The organism is Arthrobacter sp. KKT183, from assembly GCF_055657625.1.
Genome location: NZ_CM145770.1, coordinates 434,713 through 450,292, shown reverse-complemented (window position 1 = coordinate 450,292; position 15,580 = coordinate 434,713). Strand labels below are relative to the sequence as shown.

The window sequence follows — 15,580 nt, the reverse complement described above, 5'->3', positions numbered from 1 at the left end:
GAAAAGGACCGCAGCTATGCGGTCCTTTTCTTTCCTGCTAGGAAGCCAGTACCTCGTCGAGTACCGTTGCTGCCTTCTCTTCGTCTGTTTTCTCCGCCAGGGCCAGCTCGGAGATCAGGATCTGGCGAGCCTTCGCCAGCATCCGTTTCTCACCGGCAGACAGACCGCGATCGTGATCGCGGCGCCAGAGGTCCCGAACTACTTCGGCAACCTTGATGACGTCTCCCGATGCGAGCTTCTCCAGGTTTGCCTTGTACCGGCGTGACCAGTTGGTAGGCTCCTCCGTGAATTCAGCCCGGAGTACGTCGAAGACGTGCTCAAGACCTTCCTTGCCCACAACATCACGTACGCCGACAAGGTCAACGTTCTCTGCTGGAACTTCAATGGTCAGATCACCCTGTGCCACCTTGAGCTTGAGATACATCTTCTCTTCGCCCTTGATGGTGCGCATCTTGATCTCTTCGATCTTCGCTGCGCCGTGGTGAGGGTAAACAACTGTTTCGCCGACCTCAAAAACCATGTGGATAAACCCCTTTCCCGCAGATCAGTTTATCACGGAAACGACACGCCGATGACGCGTTTACGCAGGTCAGCGGGGAGAAGAGCGACCAATTGGCTATCATTCCGCTCTTGACGCAGAGCAAAATTGGTGCTTGCGAGGGTGCTACCACCGGTCACCGGCGGCTGATGAACTTCGTTGAAATCCAACAATCACCCTCTTTGCCGATAGGCTGTTCACCAGTGTTGTCCGTCGGTCCGCGCGACCATACCCACAGGAGTTAGTGCCGTGAACAGTGCCCCGAAGAAACGAGTACAGCTGGCAGCTGCCGGAACCGCTGTACTGGCTCTCCTTGGAGCAACCGGCTGTTCCGCAGTGAATGAGCAGGCCACCACCATCGAGTATTCCGCCTCGGACGGAATCGTGGACCGCGTGGGCCCCGTGCTTCTGCGCAACATCCTCATCATCACGTCGGATGAGGGCGAGCCGGGAACCCTGCTGGGTACTCTCTTCAACGAGTCAGACTCCCCTGTCCAGGTAACGATTGACGGCGAGAATGAAAACTCGCAGGTCACCATCGACGCAAACGGCAAGTATGTCTTCGAAGACGAAGTGGGCGACGACGGCATTCTGGAAGGCATCAGCGAGATTCCTGGAGCGCTGGTTGACCTCGAATTCACCGTGAACTCCGAGAGCGAGAGTATCCGGGTGCCGGTCCTCGACGGAACGCTCGAGGAGTACCGCGAGTTTGTTCCCGGCGGTTACACCCCGCCGCCCACCCCCATCGAAGAAGTTGTTGAAGAAGAGGAAGAGCTTTAGGGCTCGTACTTGTAGCCCAGCCCCCGCACCGTCACAAGGTGCCGGGGGCTTGAAGGATCCGGTTCAATTTTTCCGCGCAGACGCTTCACATGGACATCGAGGGTCTTGGTGTCCCCCACATAGTCCGAGCCCCACACCCTGTCAATGAGCTGCCCGCGGGTCAGCACACGCCCGGAATTACGCAGCAGCATCTCGAGCAGCTCGAACTCCTTCAACGGCAGCGAAACCTGCTCCCCGCTGACACTCACAACGTGGCGCTCCACATCCATGCGGACCGGCCCAGCCGCGACAGTGCTTGAGACCAACTCTTCCGGCTCACCCTGCCTGCGCAGCACAGCGCGCACCCTGGCCACCAGCTCCCGTGATGAGTAGGGCTTGGTGACGTAATCATCGGCACCCAGTTCCAGTCCCACGACCTTGTCAATCTCTGAATCCTTGGCGGTCAGCATGATGACCGGGACGCTTGAGCGCTGCCGCAGCTGGCGGCATACTTCCGTACCGGAAAGGCCTGGCAGCTGGAGGTCGAGGAGGACCAGGTCCGCGCCCCCGCGGTCGAACTCGGTCAGCGCATCAAGCCCGTTGTCCACGACGACGGCGTCAAAGCCCTCCTTGCCCAGCAGGTAGGACAGGGGGTCGCTGAAGGATTCTTCGTCTTCAACGATCAGGATGCGGCTCACGCTTTCACTCCTTGATTCTGGACACTGCTGCCCTTGTCATTGCCGGCACTTTCGTGCCTGCTCTCCTGCACCGCGCCCGAGGTGACACTCGCCGCCGGCCCGGCGCCGTCGTCGTCGGCTGTTTCCATCTCCGGCAGACGGACGGTGAACGTGCTGCCCTGGCCCTGCTGCGACCACACCGTCACTTCACCGCCGTGATTCGACACCACATGCTTCACGATGCTCAGCCCGAGGCCCGTGCCGCCGGTCTGCCGTGAACGCGCCGCGTCGATGCGGTAGAAGCGCTCGAAGATCCGCTCCTGCTCCTCGGGAGTGATGCCCAGGCCCTGGTCCGTAACGGAAATCTGCGCCAGGCCGTCGCGTGAGCGCAGCCCAACACCCACCCTGGTTCCATCCGGCGAATAGCGGATGGCATTGTCGATCAGATTCCGGAAGGCGGTCATGAGGAGGTCCGGGTCTCCGTAGACCGGTGCGTCGATCTTTCCGCCGACCACGATGTCGATCTGCTTGCTCTCGGCGGGAAGCTTGTTGCGGTCCACTGCTTCGGCAATCACCGCATTGATATTGACGGCCTTGCCGCGGCGGACGACGTCGGTTCCCTGGAGCCGTGACAGCTCGATGATGTCCTGGACCAGGGCTGAGAGCCTGCCTGATTCCTTATGCATCCGTTGGGCGAACCGGCGGACGGCCACCTCGTCGGAGGCTGCATCATCAAGGGCTTCGGCGAGGAGGGAGATAGCACCGACGGGTGTCTTCAGTTCATGGGATACGTTCGCGACGAAGTCATTGCGGATCTCCTCGGTGCGGGTGATCTCGGTGCGGTCGTCCGCGAGGATGAGGATGTATTCCTCGCCGAGGGCCGCGATGCGGGCATGCACAATGATGGTGCCCTGCCCCAGCGGGCCGCGCGGCAGTTCCAGCTGGCGCTCCTCGATGACTCCGTCCCGGCGCACCCGTGCGGTGAGGTCAAGGAGTTCGCTGTGCACGATGGTGTGGCCGCGGACCAGACCGAAAGCGTACGCCGCAGGACTGGCGCGGACAACGCCGTCGATCCCGTCGACGATGACATACGCGCGGCCCACGACGGAAAGGACATCAGCAGCCCCTTTGGGGAGCACCGGCTCATCACTATCAAGGCGGGCACGGCGTTGCGCCTCGCTGGCCCGGAACGCCAGCATGCCGGCCACACCGATGGCGAGACCGACCAGCCCGGCCACGAGCATCAGCAGTACAGGATCCACGGATCCAGCTTAGGCCGTGAATGCACCCACCCCTGCTGATCCGGTGGCTTTGGACCGGTGGTTCAACTAACGTTCACCTAAAGATGCGTAACAGTTAAGGGGCAGCTGAAAACGTGCTGAACAGGACTGCGCATCTGCGCCCGTTCAGCACCTCAAAGGGAAAGGACGCCCACGTGCGTAAGGTTTTTCAGGCGGAGCTTCACCAAATCGGCGAAGAACTCATCGAGATCTCGAAGCTGGTTTCGGAGGCCATGCAGAAGGCCACCACAGCGTTCGAGGCAGCGGATACAGAGCTTGCACAGGAAGTCATCGCCGCGGATGCACGCATCGACTTCCTGCAGAACGACCTCGACGAACGCGCGATTGACGTACTCGCCCTCCAGGGACCGGTTGCAAGTGACCTGCGCATGATTGTGGGCGCCCTGCGAATGAGTGCGTCGCTTGAGCGGATGGGCGATCTCGCCCGGCACATCGCGCAATTGGCCCGCCTGCGCTTCCCGGAGAATGTGATTCCAGAGAGCATCCGGCCCACCTTCGTTGAGCTGGCGCAGCTCGACATTGCGATTGCCAACAAGGTCACCGAGTTGCTCGAAACGCGCAACCTCGAGCTGAGCCTCGAGATCAACACCCACAACGCGCGGATCAACGAGCTGCACGCGGGCGTCTTCAAGGCGGTTGCCGCTGCTGACTGGAATGCGTCCGCTCCTACCACCGTGGATGTCACCCTTGCCAGCCGGTACTTCGAGCGTTTCGCCGACCACGGCATCTCCGTTGCGCGTAAGGTCACCTACCTGGTCACCGGTGAGTGGCAGCCCAGCGCTCCGCTGAACTGATGCAACCACCGACGACGGCGGCCCGCTTCCTTTGGGAGGCGGGCCGCCGTCGTGGGTGGGTGCTGGGCGTCGCTCGGCTGCTAGTGCTTGGCCTTGCCCTGGTTGGCGACAGCTTCAATTGCGGCAGCGGCGGCGTCGGCGTCGAGGTAGGTACCACCGGCCTTGACGGGCTTGAGGTCCTCATCCAGTTCATAGACCAGCGGGATGCCGGTGGGGATGTTGAGGGAGGCGATGTCCTCATCACTGATGCCGTCGAGGTGCTTGACGAGGGCACGGAGGGAATTGCCGTGGGCGGCGATAAGGACGGTCTTGCCGGCCTTGATGTCAACGCTGATGTCCGATTCCCAGTACGGCAGGAACCGCTCGAGGACGTCCTTTAGGCACTCGGTGCGCGGAAGATCATCGCCGAGGTCCGCGTAACGGGGGTCATCGGCCTGGGAGTACTCGCTCGAATCGTCGAGCGGCGGCGGTGGCGTGTCATAGGAGCGGCGCCACTCCATGAACTGCTCCTCACCGAACTCGGCGAGGGTCTGGGCCTTGTCCTTGCCCTGCAGGGCACCGTAGTGGCGCTCATTGAGGCGCCAGTTGCGCTTGACGTCGATCCAGGTGCGGTCAGCCGCCTCCAGCGCGAGGTTGGCGGTGATGGTGGCCCGCTTCTGGCGCGAGGTGTACACGATGTCCGGCAGGAGGTCATGCTCCACCAGGAGCTCGCCGCCGCGGACGGCCTCCTTGCGGCCCAGTTCCGTCAGCGCCACGTCCACCCAGCCCGTGAAAAGGTTCTTTTCATTCCACTCGCTCTGGCCATGGCGCAGCAGGATCAGTTTGTAAGAAGTCATGGATCCAGTCTGCCGTATTTGGCCAGCTGGGGCACATGATGTGCTGCGGCAAGCGGTTTCATTACCCGTAACCTTGAACGGTGCCGATACGACAGCCCGCGAAGCCCGTTGGGGCGATCACACGCGGCACAACCAACCCGAACCGCCTTCGGCGCATGGACCGCTGGCTGGCGGGCCCGCAGGCGTGGCGCATCCGGACAGCGGAGGATCCGCTCGTGGTTGACCTCGGTTACGGCGCGACGCCGGTCACGGCTGTTGAACTCTTCACCCGCCTGCGTACGGTGAGGGATGACGTTCAGGTGGTCGGTGTGGAGATCGATCCCGGGCGCGTCCGCGCTGCGCTTCCGCTTGAGCGGCCGGGTTTGAGCTTTGTCCAGGGCGGGTTCGAGTTGCCGTTGCAGGGCCGGCGTCCCGTGGTTGTCCGAGCGTTCAACGTGTTGCGCCAGTACGGCGAGGATGAGTACCTGGCGCATTGGGACCGGGTACGGAGCCGGCTGTCGGAGAACGGGCTCTTCATTGACGGGACCTGCGATGAAATTGGGCGCCGGTCCACCTGGGCGGCGATCAGCGTGGACGGCCCGTCGTCGCTGAGCATCTCGCTGCGGTTCGGCGGATTCGCGGTGCCCTCCGATGTGGCCGAGCGTCTGCCAAAGGCGCTGATCCACCGGAACGTTCCCGGTGAACGCGTGTTCGACTACCTGCAGGCGCTCGACCGCGCGTGGCTCGACGCGGCACCCCTAGGCTCCTTCGGAAACCGGCAGCGCTGGCTGGGGATGTGCTCGGCGATGTCCGACGCCGGATGGCCGCTTCTCGACGGCCCGTCACGGTGGCGTCTGGGCGAGATTACTGTTGCCTGGGACGCGGTTGCTCCTCGGTGAAATGAGGGCAGGGCCTACCAGGGGCCGTACGGCCCGCTTCCCTGAACCTCGCTCACCGCAGGCTTCACGTCAGCGAGGTACACGCAGGCGGCAATAATCGCAACAAGCTGCAGAAGTCCGAACAGGCCGAAACCGCCGAAGTACGCGGTGAGCGCCCCGATCGCTGCAGAGCCCGCAGTCAGGCCGAGCCAGAAACTCTTGGTGCGCTTGAATGTGGCCTCGAAGGAGGCTGGCTTGCGCCGGGCACAATCGACCAGGGCCCACAGTTCAATGGCGAGCGCGAGGTAGCCGAGAACACGAAAGAGCCACAACTCGGTCAGCAGCACAATTTCCACGGATTCAGCCTACCGGGTATTCGCCGCTGAGGAGAGTGCCGCATTCAGGTCCGCCCAGAGATCCTCAACGTTCTCAATGCCAACGGACAGCCGGACCAGCGCCTCAGGCACCGTTTTGGGCTCACCGGGCTGGCGCCGTCGTCGTTCAACCAGCGATTCAACGCCGCCCAGCGAGGTGGCGGGCAGCCACAAGCGGACCGCTTCGACCAGCGCGTCAGCGGCTTCTCTGCTGCCCAGTTCGATACTGATGATGCCGCCGTAGCCCTTGAGCTGTGCTGTGGCGCGCTCGTGGCCGGGATCGTTGGGCAGCCCCGGGTAGCGAACCCGTTGGACGGCGGCATGCTGCTCGAGTCTGACGGCCAGTTCCAGCGCATTGGCCTGGCTGCGTTCCATCCGGAGCGCGAGTGTGCGTAGACCGCGGAGGGCCAGCCACACCTCGAACGGCCCCGCGATGGCACCGTGAAGTGTCCGGTAGGAGGTCAGCTGGGAGCGCAGCTCAGGATCGGAGGTGACCAGCGCGCCGAGGACGACGTCGGAATGGCCGGCCAGATACTTGGTGACGGAGTGAAGGACGACGTCCGCACCGTAGTCCAGCGGCCGGCACACCAGCGGTGTGTTGAAGGTGTTGTCAACGACGACGGCGGCACCGGCTGCGTGGGCAGCGTCCGTCAGCACCGCGGTTTCAGCGACCTCGAGCATCGGGTTGGTGGGACTTTCGAGCCACAGCATGTCAGCGCCGTCGAGCTGTGACAGGACCTGCTCGGTGTCAGCAATGTCGACCTGCCTGACCGAGAGGCGGCCGCGCGCTTCCTCTGCGAGCGCGAGCGAAACCGATCCACCATACGCGTGGCGGGGAATGACCACTACTCCCCCGGTGGGCACGAGCGAGAGCGCTGCGGCTGCGGCACCGAGTCCGGAGGCGAAGGCGAGCGCCGGAAGCGCGGCGCCTTCCAGCTGCCCGAGGGCTTCCTCGAAGGGATCCCAGGTGGGGTTCGACATGCGCGCGTAGATGCGGTCGGACCCGGTGGGCGGTGCGGTTTCGTGGAAGGTCGATGACAGCACAATGGGCGGGTTGACCGGTGAATCGTGCTCACGGGGCGGGCGGCCTGCGGCCACAGTGAGGGTATCCGGGGCAAGGTCCGCGTGCTGGGTCATTGGATCAGGTTAAGTTGCCGAATGATGCGGGCGGTAATCCAGCGCCGCGGATGACGCGCGCGCTGAAGATAGCCGGTTGAAACTATCAACTCTGAGTTGGCAGTTGCCCGGCACGGCCGGTGGATCGATTCTATGTGTTCTCCACAGGCTGCGCGGGCTGTAGGGCTGAGTCGGTAGGCTGATCCAGTGACATCCCAGACTTCCCGCCCTACCCGCGGCATGTTCATTGCCTTCGAGGGCGGAGACAGCGCCGGCAAGTCCACGCAGGCCGCGCGCCTGGCGGAGTCTCTTCAGGCCGACGGCCAAACGGTGGTGCGCACCCGCGAGCCCGGTGGTACTGAAATCGGTGAGAAGCTGCGTTCCCTGGTGCTTGATCACGGGCACGGGCACATCGACGCGCGGACGGAAGCACTGATCTTCGCCGCTTCGCGTGCCGCCCACGTGCATCAGGTGATCCTGCCCGCTCTGGAGCGCGGCGACGTCGTCATCTGTGACAGATACATCGACTCCTCCGTTGCCTACCAGGGCGTGGGACGGGGCCTCGGGGCGGACAGCGTGCTGGAGATCAATTTATGGGCGGTGGAGGGGCTCCGGCCGGATTTGACGGTATTGCTCGATGTTGACCACGTGGAAGGCCGCAGCCGCCGGACCTCCACAGCGGCACAGGAAGACCGCATGGAATCGGAGCCGGACTCATTTCACGAGCAGATCCGGGCGGCTTTCCGGGACCAGGCGGCGTTGAATCCGGAGGCGTATCTGGCACTGAACGCGTCGGATCCCGTTGATGTGCTGGCAGCAACGATCGCGAGCTCCGTACGGGAGCGTCTGGCATGAGCGTCTGGACGTTCCTGACCGGTCAGGCTGCCGCCGTTGAACAACTGCGCCGCGCCGCGGCCGCTGAGCAGCCCAACCACGCGTGGTTGTTCACCGGACCACCCGGCTCCGGACGCTCCAACGCCGCACGGGCTTTCGCCGCCGCTCTGCTCTGCGACCGCCCGCTGCTGGAGGAACGCGGTTGCGGGGAGTGCAAGGCCTGCACGACGGCGTTGGCCGGCTCGCATGCCGACGTCACCAATGTGACCACCGAGAAAGTCACCATCAGCATCGATGAAGCCCGCGAGCTGGTGCGGAAGGCGCAGGACAAGCCGTCAACGGGCCGCTGGCGCGTCATCATCGTCGAGGATGCGGACCGCATGCAGGAGCGCAGCACAAACGTCCTTTTGAAGGCCATCGAGGAACCGCCCCCGCGCACGATCTGGCTTTTGTGCGCACCAAGTCCCGGAGACGTGCTGGTGACCATTCGCTCTCGCTGCCGCTCGGTCAGCCTGCGCGTTCCGCCCGTTGACGCTGTCACGGACCTGCTGGTGCGGCGTGACGGTATCGACCCGATCATCGCCGAAGCTGCGGCCCGCGCCGCCCAGAGCCACATTGGCGTGGCGAAGCGCCTTGCTACGGACAGCGATGCCCGCGAGCGGCGCAACCAGATAGTGCGGCTACCCCTCAACCTGCGCAACATTGCCGGTGCCATGAGGGCAGCTGCGGATCTCGTGAAGCTCGCTGAAGCCGAGGCGCAGAGCTCCTTCGAGCAACGCGACGCCGAGGAGAAAGCCGCGCTGCTGGTCTCCCTCGGTGCGCCCGAGTCCGGCACTCTCCCGCCTGCCATCCGTGCGCAGGTCAAGCGACTGGAGGACGATCAGAACCGGCGGGCCAAGCGCTCCAAGAACGACTACTTCGACCGCGCGCTGACCGATCTCACCTCGTTCTACCGTGACGTCCTCATGCTGCAGCTCGGCACCTCCGGATACCTGGTGAACGAGCCGTTGCGGCCTGAGCTTGAGCGCTACGCCGAACACGGCACGCCGGAGGAGACCCTGGGGCGCATTGAGGCCATCAACAAAGTGCGCACGCGGATCGTTGGAACAAATGTTGCCCCCCTGCTGGCCATCGAAGCGATGGCCGTCAGCCTGCTCCCAGAGAAGGAACTTTCCGCGTGACCCACTCCCAACCCGCGCGCCGCTCACCGCTGCGTGCGCTGGCAGGTGCTGCCGCCGTCGTCGTTGCTCTGGTGCTTTCCGGGTGCACTGCGGGCCCCGAGACCGGCGCGACGACGGCACCGGCCGAGGTGATCGGTGAAGTTCCGGAAGACCTCCGGGAGTTCTACTCGCAGGAGGTTGTCTGGGAGGAGTGCGAGGAGGATCTCGCCTGTGCCACAGTCGAGGTTCCTCTTGATTACAGCGATCCGGGACGGGAATCGATCGAGATCGCGGCCATCCGGCTGGATGCGTCAGGGGATTCGCAGGGCTCTCTCCTGGTCAACCCGGGCGGACCGGGAGCTTCCGGCTATAACCTGGTCCGCGACTCCGCTGAGTTCATCCTCAGCGATCGGCTGCGCCAGTCCTACGACGTGATTGGGTTTGACCCCCGCGGGGTCAACCGGTCTTCTGCGGTGAAGTGCCTGAAGGATGAGGAACGCGACGAGGCCCGGACCGAGACGATACCGGCGGATGCCACCGATGCGGAGGCCCTCGAGATTCTCGAAGCGGACTCAGCGGAGTACGCCGAACTGTGCGCCGAGCGCACCGGTGAGTTGCTGGGCTACATCGACACCGTGAGCGCCGCGAAGGACATGGACATCCTGCGCGCCCTTGTCGGTGAGGAACAGCTCGACTATCTCGGGTTTTCCTACGGCACCCAGCTGGGCGCTGCGTACGCAGAGCTGTTCCCCGACAACGTCGGGCGCTTTGTGCTTGATGGCGCTGTAGATCCTTCCCTGAGCTCGGCGGAGATCACTGCCGGGCAGGTCGCGGCGTTCGATGAGGCGCTGCGCAGTTACGTCGCAGACTGCCAGTCGCAGGGCGAGTGCCCGCTTCCCGGTGATGTTGACGAGGGTGTGGCTGTTGTGGATGCGCTGTTCGAGTCCGTTGAGGAGAGCCCCATGACAGCTGCCGACGGGCGGCTCGTCACCATCGGGACGTTTTTCCAGGGCTTCGTGCTTCCGCTCTATGACAGTGCCAGCTGGCCGGCCCTGACCGCCGCGATCGATCAGGCGCTGCAGGGTGACCCCACGGAGTTCCTCCGCTTCGCTGACCTCGGCGCGGAGCGCGAGCCCGACGGCGATTACCTCACCAACGCGTCCGCGGCCTTCACCGCGGTGACGTGCCTCGACTACCCAATGCCGGCCGACCCAGCGGTCATGGAGCAACAGGCGGAAGCGCTCGAAGCGTCGTCTGCGGTCTTCGGTGAATACCTGAGCTACGGCGCGCTCGCCTGCAAGGAGTGGGCGCACGAACCGGTGCTCGAGCCCTCCCCCGCCAGCGCGCCGGATGCGCCGCCGATGCTCGTAATCGGAACCACGGGAGATCCGGCGACACCCTACGAGTGGTCACTGGCCCTCGCGGACCAGCTGGAGTCCGCCGTGCATGTGACCTGGGAGGGGCAGGGGCATACCGCCTACGGCCGGTCCGGCGAATGCATCGAGTCTCTCGTGGATGATTTCCTGATCGACGGCACCGTTCCCGAGGACGGCGTTCGCTGCTGATTTTGACCGGTGAGCTTATGCTCTTATACAGTTATTCCTTGTGGAATGAGCCTTTGCGCTAGCGAAGTTCACCCGCATCAGCCTCCTTAGCTCAGTCGGTAGAGCGTCTCACTCGTAATGAGAAGGTCGCCAGTTCGACTCTGGCAGGAGGCTCTTTTTGTGCCCTCTTTCTGCGGCAGCCACCGTGAATGACTGGGGCTGCCCGCCCGAGTCAGGACCGGTGCCGCTTCGCGCGCTCGGAGGACAGAACCCCGGCCAGCAGGATGACCAGCAGCCCTGCGAACGGCACCACCAGGAGTCCTACGCGCAGGCTCAGCGAGTCGGCGATCAGGCCGACGACGGGCGGTGAGACCAGGAAGCCCACCCGCATGAGCCAGCTGATCACGGTCAGACCGGTTCCGGGCCGCAGCCCGCGCAGTTCGTCGGCGCCGTGCATAGCGGCGGGAACCAGCGTGGCAACACCAAAGCCCGCGAGGCCGAACCCGATGATCGTTCCGGTGACGGATGGGAAGGCGAGGGCCGCTCCCATACCGAGGAAAACGATCACGCCGCCCGCCCGGGCGACAGCGCGTTGCCCGAAGCGGTCCACGAGCCCGTCGCCCAGCAGTCGCCCGATGAACTGTGCGCCCACCATCGCAACAAAACCGAGGGCAGCGATGCTGACACTGGCGTCCAACTGCCCCGAGAGGTAGACCGCCGCCCATGTACTGCCGGCATCCTCGACCAGCGTCCCGCCAACCGCGATGAGCACCAGCGCAGCAAGTGTGAGGTATGTGCCGGTCCGCCGCGTCTTAGGCGCGCCCCCGTGGACATCGGGTCCCGGAGACACCACCGTCCGCTCGACAGGTTCCGGACCGGCCAGAAGGAACCGGTAGGCAATGAACACGGCGGCAACGCAGAGTGCGCCGGTGACTGAGAGATGGATTCCGCGCGGTACATCGAGTGCAACCGCCAACCCGCCCATCAGCCCACCGGTAACGGCTCCGATCGACCAGACGGCATGGAAGGAGTTGAGGATGGACCGGCCGTACAACCGCTGGACCCGCAAACCATGTGAGTTTTGAGCCACGTCGGTCACCGCATCCATTGCACCGGCGAAGAACAGCGCGCCCGCCAGGGCAATCCAGGTCGGTGAAACACCCGCGATCAACACACCAACCGCAACGAAGAGCGTCCCGGCCACTGCCACCCTGGAGGAACGGAATCGGCGGATCAGGGTTGCCGCGGCCAACCCGGCGATCAGGGCGCCCAGCGGAAACGATGCGATCGCCAGCCCGTACTCCGCGTTACTGAGGCCAAGGTCCCGCTTGATCTCCGGATAGCGCGGCAGGAGGTTGGCGAAGATGGCGCCGTTGGTGAAGAACAGCACAGCCACTGCGATCCGTGCGTTTCGCGCCTCCCGCGGAACGGCTACGCGCTGCTCGGTGGTCATTGAACTCATGAGCGTCTTTCTCGAAATGGTTCTGGTGATCGGGGCACGTTCAGCGCACGGGCGCGTCAGTGAGGAAGCGGCGAATTGCCCGTTCGGTGCCTGCCCGGGAGCGAGGCTGCTGGTCGAGACTCACGTGAATGAACAACCCTTCAATCAGCGCATCCACCTCGAACGCCGCGGTTGCATCCATGTGCCGCTCAAGGACGGCGCGGCTCTGCCCCATCCAGTCGTGGGTGATCCGCCGGAAGTCCGGCTTTCGCGCAGCCAGCGTGTACAGCTCGAGGGTGAGGACCACATCCTCGGGACTCTCACTGAGGTCGTGATGCACAAGATCGGCGATCGCAGCCACCAGCTGGTCGGTGCCGGACACAGAAGCCAAACGGTCAGCAAAACGCCGGGCGATGCGCCTGGCGTAGCGCGTGAACGCCTCGCGGAGCAGCTCATCCATGTCTGCGAAGTGGTACGTCATGGACCCGAGCGGTACATCGGCATGCTTCGCCACCTTGCGGTGCGTGGTGCCCGCTACGCCATGTTCGGCGATGGTTGCCAATGCGCTGTCGATGATCCGGTCCCGCCGCTCCGGATCATGCCTTCGCTGGCTCATGCGGTCAGATCTCCCGAATCACGCGGGCAGGATTCCCCACGGCGACGACATTCGCCGGAACATCCTTCGTGACGACGGCGCCGGCACCAATGACGCTGTTCTCACCAATCGTCACTCCCGGCAGCACAATAGCCCCGCCACCGAGCCATACATTGTCCCCGATAGTGATGGGAAGGGCCGCTTCGAGCTTGTCGCGACGCGGCTGCGCCTCGACCGGATGCGTGGGAGTCAACAGCTGAACGCTCGGGCCGATCTGGCAGTCCCGGCCGATGGCAATGGGAGCGACGTCAAGTGCGGTGAAGTTGCAGTTGATGAAGGTACCGGCGCCGATGGTGATGTACGTGCCATAGTCCACGGCGAGCGGCGGCCGGATGTGGGCACCTTCGCCAAGCTGACCAATAAGGGATTCAAGGATCGGCCGGGCGGAGTCCACATCCTGGGCGTACGCCTCGTTGTAGTCGTGGGCCAGCTTGACTGCCCTTTGGTGGCCGGCAGCGAGGTCGGGATCGTCGGCGATGTACAGGTCACCGGCGAGCATCCGCTCCTTGTTCGTTCTGGAATCACCCTCGAAATAGTTCTGCATGTGTACAAGCGTACATACTATCTGGACGCTCGTACACATCGGGCGTCGGCCGCGGGTCCAAGCAAGCGCTCAATCGGCGGGAATAACGCAAGCCGGCACCGGCAACGCAAGGGAATACACCTGCTCAACGTGACCAACGCCGTCCACGCGCAGCACATCGAGCGTTGACGAGTACTGGTTCGCCGCCACAATGAGGTCCGCGCCATCATCACTGTCGGGTACCACCGCGAAATGCCGCGGCCATGCGCCGCCGATCGGTGAGTCCGACAGATGCCTGAGCGTCTGCCCGTCCTCCACCGCAAACACGGCCAGGACATCGGGCCCTCTGGTTGCGGCATACAGCAGGTTCCGTGTGGCCGGGGAAACTCCGACATCGATATGCGAGGGCTGGCTCGGCTGCCCGGATGGCACCGGCGTTGCGAGCGCGGCCACGCTCGAGAGGATCGATCCACTCCCGTCAGAGGCCAGGACATGCAGGCGGGAGTCCAGTTCACCGACAACGACGACGGCGCCGCCCGGCAGCGCTGCCTGGTGCCGTGGGCCTGTGGCCGGCGGCAGCACGGCCGCAAGGCCGTCCGGCCCGGACACAGTGAATCGACGGATCTCATCAGTTCCGAGGTCACTTACCCAGACGGACCCGTTGCCGGTGTCATGAACAAAGTGGGCGTGCGGCCCTTCCTGCCGTTCACTGTTGGGTCCCGAACCGGAGTTCCGGTACACGGCAGGCATTCCCGTCGGCTCGCCGTCGTCGTTCAGGTCCAGGCGGCTGACCACGCCATCACCGTAGTTGGCAACCCACAGTGCGTCGTTGAAGGCGAGGAGGTGACACGGGAACGAGCCACCGGTCGGCACTGTGGCTAGAAGTAACAGGTTTTCGCCCTGCACGCTGAACGCGCTCACTTGGCCCTGCTCTGTCTCCTGGACTGCATAAAGCATGTTTCCGGAAGGGTGGAGTGCGAGGAAAGATGGCGCCGTCGTCGTCGTAATGAGGTGATCGCCGCTCAGTGCGCCGCTGCGCCGGTCCAGGGTTACACGCCAGATGCCTTCACCGGATCCCGGCTCGGCGTCGTCGCTCGCGTAGGTCCCGATCAGAAGGTTCACAATGTCGCTGTCCATGGGCACTATTGTTCCCACAAAACGGTGCAGGCACTGCATGCGTTGAAAGCAACGCATGCAGTGCCTGCACTAGTTTGAATGACCTACCGCCGCGGCGATCGAGTCATTCGGGTCAACCGGGGGGAAACGATCAGGCGAAGTCAGCCGTTGCGGGATTGGCGCCGATACGGCCGCTCTCACCCTTGTCGAGGCCGTTAATTGCCTCAATGTCCTCTTCGCTCAGCGAGACCTCGAGCGCACCCCAGTTTTCGATGATGCGCGACTCCGTCACCGACTTCGGGATGACAACGAGCCCGAGTGCGAGGTGCCACGCAATCACAACCTGCGCCGGAGTGGCGCCCAACTTTTCTGCGATACCGGCGAGCACCGGATCCTCAAGCAGGCCCTTGCCGGAACCGAGCGGGGACCAGGACTCGTGGAGGATTCCCTTGTCCGCCTCGAAGGCGCGCAGTTCGGCCTGGTTCAGGTACGGGTGGGTCTCGACCTGGTTGATTGCCGGCACGACGCCGGTTGCGTCAATGATTTCCTGCAGTGCTTCGACCGTGAAGTTGGAGACACCGATTGAATGGACGCGGCCGCGCTTCTGCAATTCAACGAGCGCCTTCCATGTGTCCACATACTTGCCCTGCTTTGGCTGGAGCCAATGGATCAGGTAGAGGTCGAGTGTTTCGAGGCCCAGCCGCTGCATGGACTCCTCGAATGCCTGGAGGGTGCTCTCATACCCCTGATCGGCGTTCCACAGCTTGGTGGTGATGAACAGTTCCGCGGGGCTGAGACCCGAGGCTTCAATCGCGCGGCCCACGCCTGCTTCATTGCCGTAGATCTTCGCGGTGTCGATGTGCCGGTAGCCGGCCTTGAAAGCTCGTCCGACGACGTCCTCTGCCGTTGCGTCATCGACCTGCCACACGCCGTAACCCAACTGGGGAATGGTGCGGCCGTCGTTGAACGTCAGGTTTGGTGAGGTACTCATATATCCCTTTCGAAGACTGTTGCTCTTGTCGAATGGTGGCAACCTCCACCCGACGGCAAGTATT

General features: G+C 63.9%; 18 protein-coding genes and 1 tRNA gene. 7 read left to right on the top strand and 12 right to left on the bottom strand.

From position 1 onward, the window contains the following. Positions 1-37 precede the first annotated feature (37 nt). Together ACZ2GY_RS02275 and ACZ2GY_RS02270 are read right to left on the bottom strand one after the other, a co-directional pair. A complete protein-coding gene (locus tag ACZ2GY_RS02275) occupies positions 38-520 on the bottom strand; it encodes a CarD family transcriptional regulator (protein WP_167990786.1) in 483 nt (160 codons plus the stop codon). Between the two features lie 32 nt (positions 521-552). After that, positions 553-711 (bottom strand): hypothetical protein, encoded by a 159-nt coding sequence (locus ACZ2GY_RS02270; RefSeq protein WP_471672865.1) that lies wholly within the window; start codon positions 709-711, stop codon positions 553-555. Between the two features lie 76 nt (positions 712-787). Between ACZ2GY_RS02270 and ACZ2GY_RS02265 the strand changes: the two genes are divergently transcribed. Next, complete coding sequence (locus ACZ2GY_RS02265) at positions 788-1,318, top strand: hypothetical protein (protein ID WP_056546369.1); 531 nt, start codon at positions 788-790, stop codon at positions 1,316-1,318. Here the strand turns inward: ACZ2GY_RS02265 and ACZ2GY_RS02260 are convergent. After that, positions 1,315-1,995 carry a response regulator transcription factor gene (locus ACZ2GY_RS02260; RefSeq protein ID WP_056546368.1) on the bottom strand — a complete coding sequence of 227 codons (681 nt, stop codon included), beginning with the start codon at positions 1,993-1,995 and terminating at the stop codon, positions 1,315-1,317. The two genes, ACZ2GY_RS02265 and ACZ2GY_RS02260, sit on opposite strands and share 4 nt — an antisense overlap. Beyond that, positions 1,992-3,236: a sensor histidine kinase gene (locus tag ACZ2GY_RS02255; protein WP_277358018.1), complete on the bottom strand. Its 1,245-nt coding sequence runs from the start codon at positions 3,234-3,236 to the stop codon at positions 1,992-1,994. Before ACZ2GY_RS02255 ends, ACZ2GY_RS02260 begins: the two co-directional genes overlap by 4 nt. Before the next feature lie 173 nt (positions 3,237-3,409). Between ACZ2GY_RS02255 and phoU the strand changes: the two genes are divergently transcribed. After that, positions 3,410-4,069 (top strand): phosphate signaling complex protein PhoU, encoded by a 660-nt coding sequence (phoU, locus tag ACZ2GY_RS02250; protein WP_277358019.1) that lies wholly within the window; start codon positions 3,410-3,412, stop codon positions 4,067-4,069. Between the two features lie 80 nt (positions 4,070-4,149). Here the strand turns inward: phoU and ACZ2GY_RS02245 are convergent, their stop codons facing one another. Next, positions 4,150-4,905, bottom strand: coding sequence for a phosphoglyceromutase (locus tag ACZ2GY_RS02245; protein WP_471672864.1), 756 nt, complete (start codon positions 4,903-4,905; stop codon positions 4,150-4,152). 155 nt (positions 4,906-5,060) lie between these two features. On the opposite strand from ACZ2GY_RS02245, the gene ACZ2GY_RS02240 reads away from it, so the two are divergent. Continuing rightward, complete coding sequence (locus tag ACZ2GY_RS02240) at positions 5,061-5,783, top strand: class I SAM-dependent methyltransferase (protein ID WP_471673528.1); 723 nt, start codon at positions 5,061-5,063, stop codon at positions 5,781-5,783. A gap of 14 nt (positions 5,784-5,797) precedes the next feature. Here the strand turns inward: ACZ2GY_RS02240 and ACZ2GY_RS02235 are convergent, their stop codons facing one another. Both ACZ2GY_RS02235 and ACZ2GY_RS02230 read right to left on the bottom strand, forming a co-directional pair. Then, a complete protein-coding gene (locus tag ACZ2GY_RS02235; RefSeq protein ID WP_056546359.1) occupies positions 5,798-6,118 on the bottom strand; it encodes a DUF2516 family protein in 321 nt (106 codons plus the stop codon). 9 nt (positions 6,119-6,127) lie between these two features. Continuing rightward, positions 6,128-7,273 (bottom strand): trans-sulfuration enzyme family protein, encoded by a 1,146-nt coding sequence (locus ACZ2GY_RS02230; protein ID WP_277358022.1) that lies wholly within the window; start codon positions 7,271-7,273, stop codon positions 6,128-6,130. A 219-nt stretch (positions 7,274-7,492) separates the two neighbouring features. Between ACZ2GY_RS02230 and tmk the strand changes: the two genes are divergently transcribed. The 4 genes from tmk (at position 7,493) to ACZ2GY_RS02210 (ending at position 10,964) form a co-directional block, all read left to right on the top strand. Beyond that, positions 7,493-8,107, top strand: coding sequence for a dTMP kinase (tmk, locus tag ACZ2GY_RS02225; RefSeq protein WP_471673527.1), 615 nt, complete (start codon positions 7,493-7,495; stop codon positions 8,105-8,107). Next, positions 8,104-9,267 carry a DNA polymerase III subunit delta' gene (locus ACZ2GY_RS02220; protein ID WP_056546350.1) on the top strand — a complete coding sequence of 388 codons (1,164 nt, stop codon included), beginning with the start codon at positions 8,104-8,106 and terminating at the stop codon, positions 9,265-9,267. Before tmk ends, ACZ2GY_RS02220 begins: the two co-directional genes overlap by 4 nt. Next, positions 9,264-10,811, top strand: a complete 1,548-nt coding sequence (locus tag ACZ2GY_RS02215) for an alpha/beta hydrolase (protein ID WP_471672863.1) — start codon at positions 9,264-9,266, stop codon at positions 10,809-10,811. Before ACZ2GY_RS02220 ends, ACZ2GY_RS02215 begins: the two co-directional genes overlap by 4 nt. 80 nt (positions 10,812-10,891) lie before the next feature. After that, positions 10,892-10,964: transfer RNA gene (locus ACZ2GY_RS02210), tRNA-Thr, on the top strand. Between the two features lie 58 nt (positions 10,965-11,022). On the opposite strand, the gene ACZ2GY_RS02205 is transcribed toward ACZ2GY_RS02210, so the two are convergent. The 5 genes from ACZ2GY_RS02205 to ACZ2GY_RS02185 form a co-directional block, all read right to left on the bottom strand. Then, complete coding sequence (locus ACZ2GY_RS02205; protein ID WP_471672862.1) at positions 11,023-12,252, bottom strand: MFS transporter; 1,230 nt, start codon at positions 12,250-12,252, stop codon at positions 11,023-11,025. 40 nt (positions 12,253-12,292) lie between these two features. Beyond that, positions 12,293-12,847 carry a TetR/AcrR family transcriptional regulator gene (locus ACZ2GY_RS02200; protein WP_471672861.1) on the bottom strand — a complete coding sequence of 185 codons (555 nt, stop codon included), beginning with the start codon at positions 12,845-12,847 and terminating at the stop codon, positions 12,293-12,295. A gap of 4 nt (positions 12,848-12,851) precedes the next feature. Beyond that, entirely contained in the window at positions 12,852-13,430 is a 579-nt protein-coding gene (locus ACZ2GY_RS02195; RefSeq protein WP_471672860.1) for a sugar O-acetyltransferase, read from the bottom strand. Between the two features lie 69 nt (positions 13,431-13,499). Next, on the bottom strand, positions 13,500-14,546 hold the full coding sequence (locus tag ACZ2GY_RS02190; RefSeq protein WP_471672859.1) for a lactonase family protein: 1,047 nt from the start codon (positions 14,544-14,546) through the stop codon (positions 13,500-13,502). A 130-nt stretch (positions 14,547-14,676) separates the two neighbouring features. Further along, positions 14,677-15,516 carry an aldo/keto reductase gene (locus tag ACZ2GY_RS02185; protein ID WP_471672858.1) on the bottom strand — a complete coding sequence of 280 codons (840 nt, stop codon included), beginning with the start codon at positions 15,514-15,516 and terminating at the stop codon, positions 14,677-14,679. Positions 15,517-15,580 lie beyond the last annotated feature (64 nt).

What these genes read in the sequence shown, in the direction of transcription:
- ACZ2GY_RS02230 (WP_277358022.1), bottom strand. Translation starts at nt 7,273, where the DNA reads ATGACCCAGCACGCGGACCTTGCCCCGGATACCCTCACTGTGGCCGCA.
- ACZ2GY_RS02245 (WP_471672864.1), bottom strand. Translation starts at nt 4,905, where the DNA reads ATGACTTCTTACAAACTGATCCTGCTGCGCCATGGCCAGAGCGAGTGG.
- ACZ2GY_RS02220 (WP_056546350.1), top strand. Translation starts at nt 8,104, where the DNA reads ATGAGCGTCTGGACGTTCCTGACCGGTCAGGCTGCCGCCGTTGAACAA.
- ACZ2GY_RS02190 (WP_471672859.1), bottom strand. Translation starts at nt 14,546, where the DNA reads ATGGACAGCGACATTGTGAACCTTCTGATCGGGACCTACGCGAGCGAC.
- ACZ2GY_RS02240 (WP_471673528.1), top strand. Translation starts at nt 5,061, where the DNA reads ATGGACCGCTGGCTGGCGGGCCCGCAGGCGTGGCGCATCCGGACAGCG.
- ACZ2GY_RS02200 (WP_471672861.1), bottom strand. Translation starts at nt 12,847, where the DNA reads ATGAGCCAGCGAAGGCATGATCCGGAGCGGCGGGACCGGATCATCGAC.
- ACZ2GY_RS02205 (WP_471672862.1), bottom strand. Translation starts at nt 12,252, where the DNA reads ATGAGTTCAATGACCACCGAGCAGCGCGTAGCCGTTCCGCGGGAGGCG.
- ACZ2GY_RS02195 (WP_471672860.1), bottom strand. Translation starts at nt 13,430, where the DNA reads ATGCAGAACTATTTCGAGGGTGATTCCAGAACGAACAAGGAGCGGATG.
- tmk (WP_471673527.1), top strand. Translation starts at nt 7,493, where the DNA reads ATGTTCATTGCCTTCGAGGGCGGAGACAGCGCCGGCAAGTCCACGCAG.
- ACZ2GY_RS02185 (WP_471672858.1), bottom strand. Translation starts at nt 15,516, where the DNA reads ATGAGTACCTCACCAAACCTGACGTTCAACGACGGCCGCACCATTCCC.
- ACZ2GY_RS02275 (WP_167990786.1), bottom strand. Translation starts at nt 520, where the DNA reads ATGGTTTTTGAGGTCGGCGAAACAGTTGTTTACCCTCACCACGGCGCA.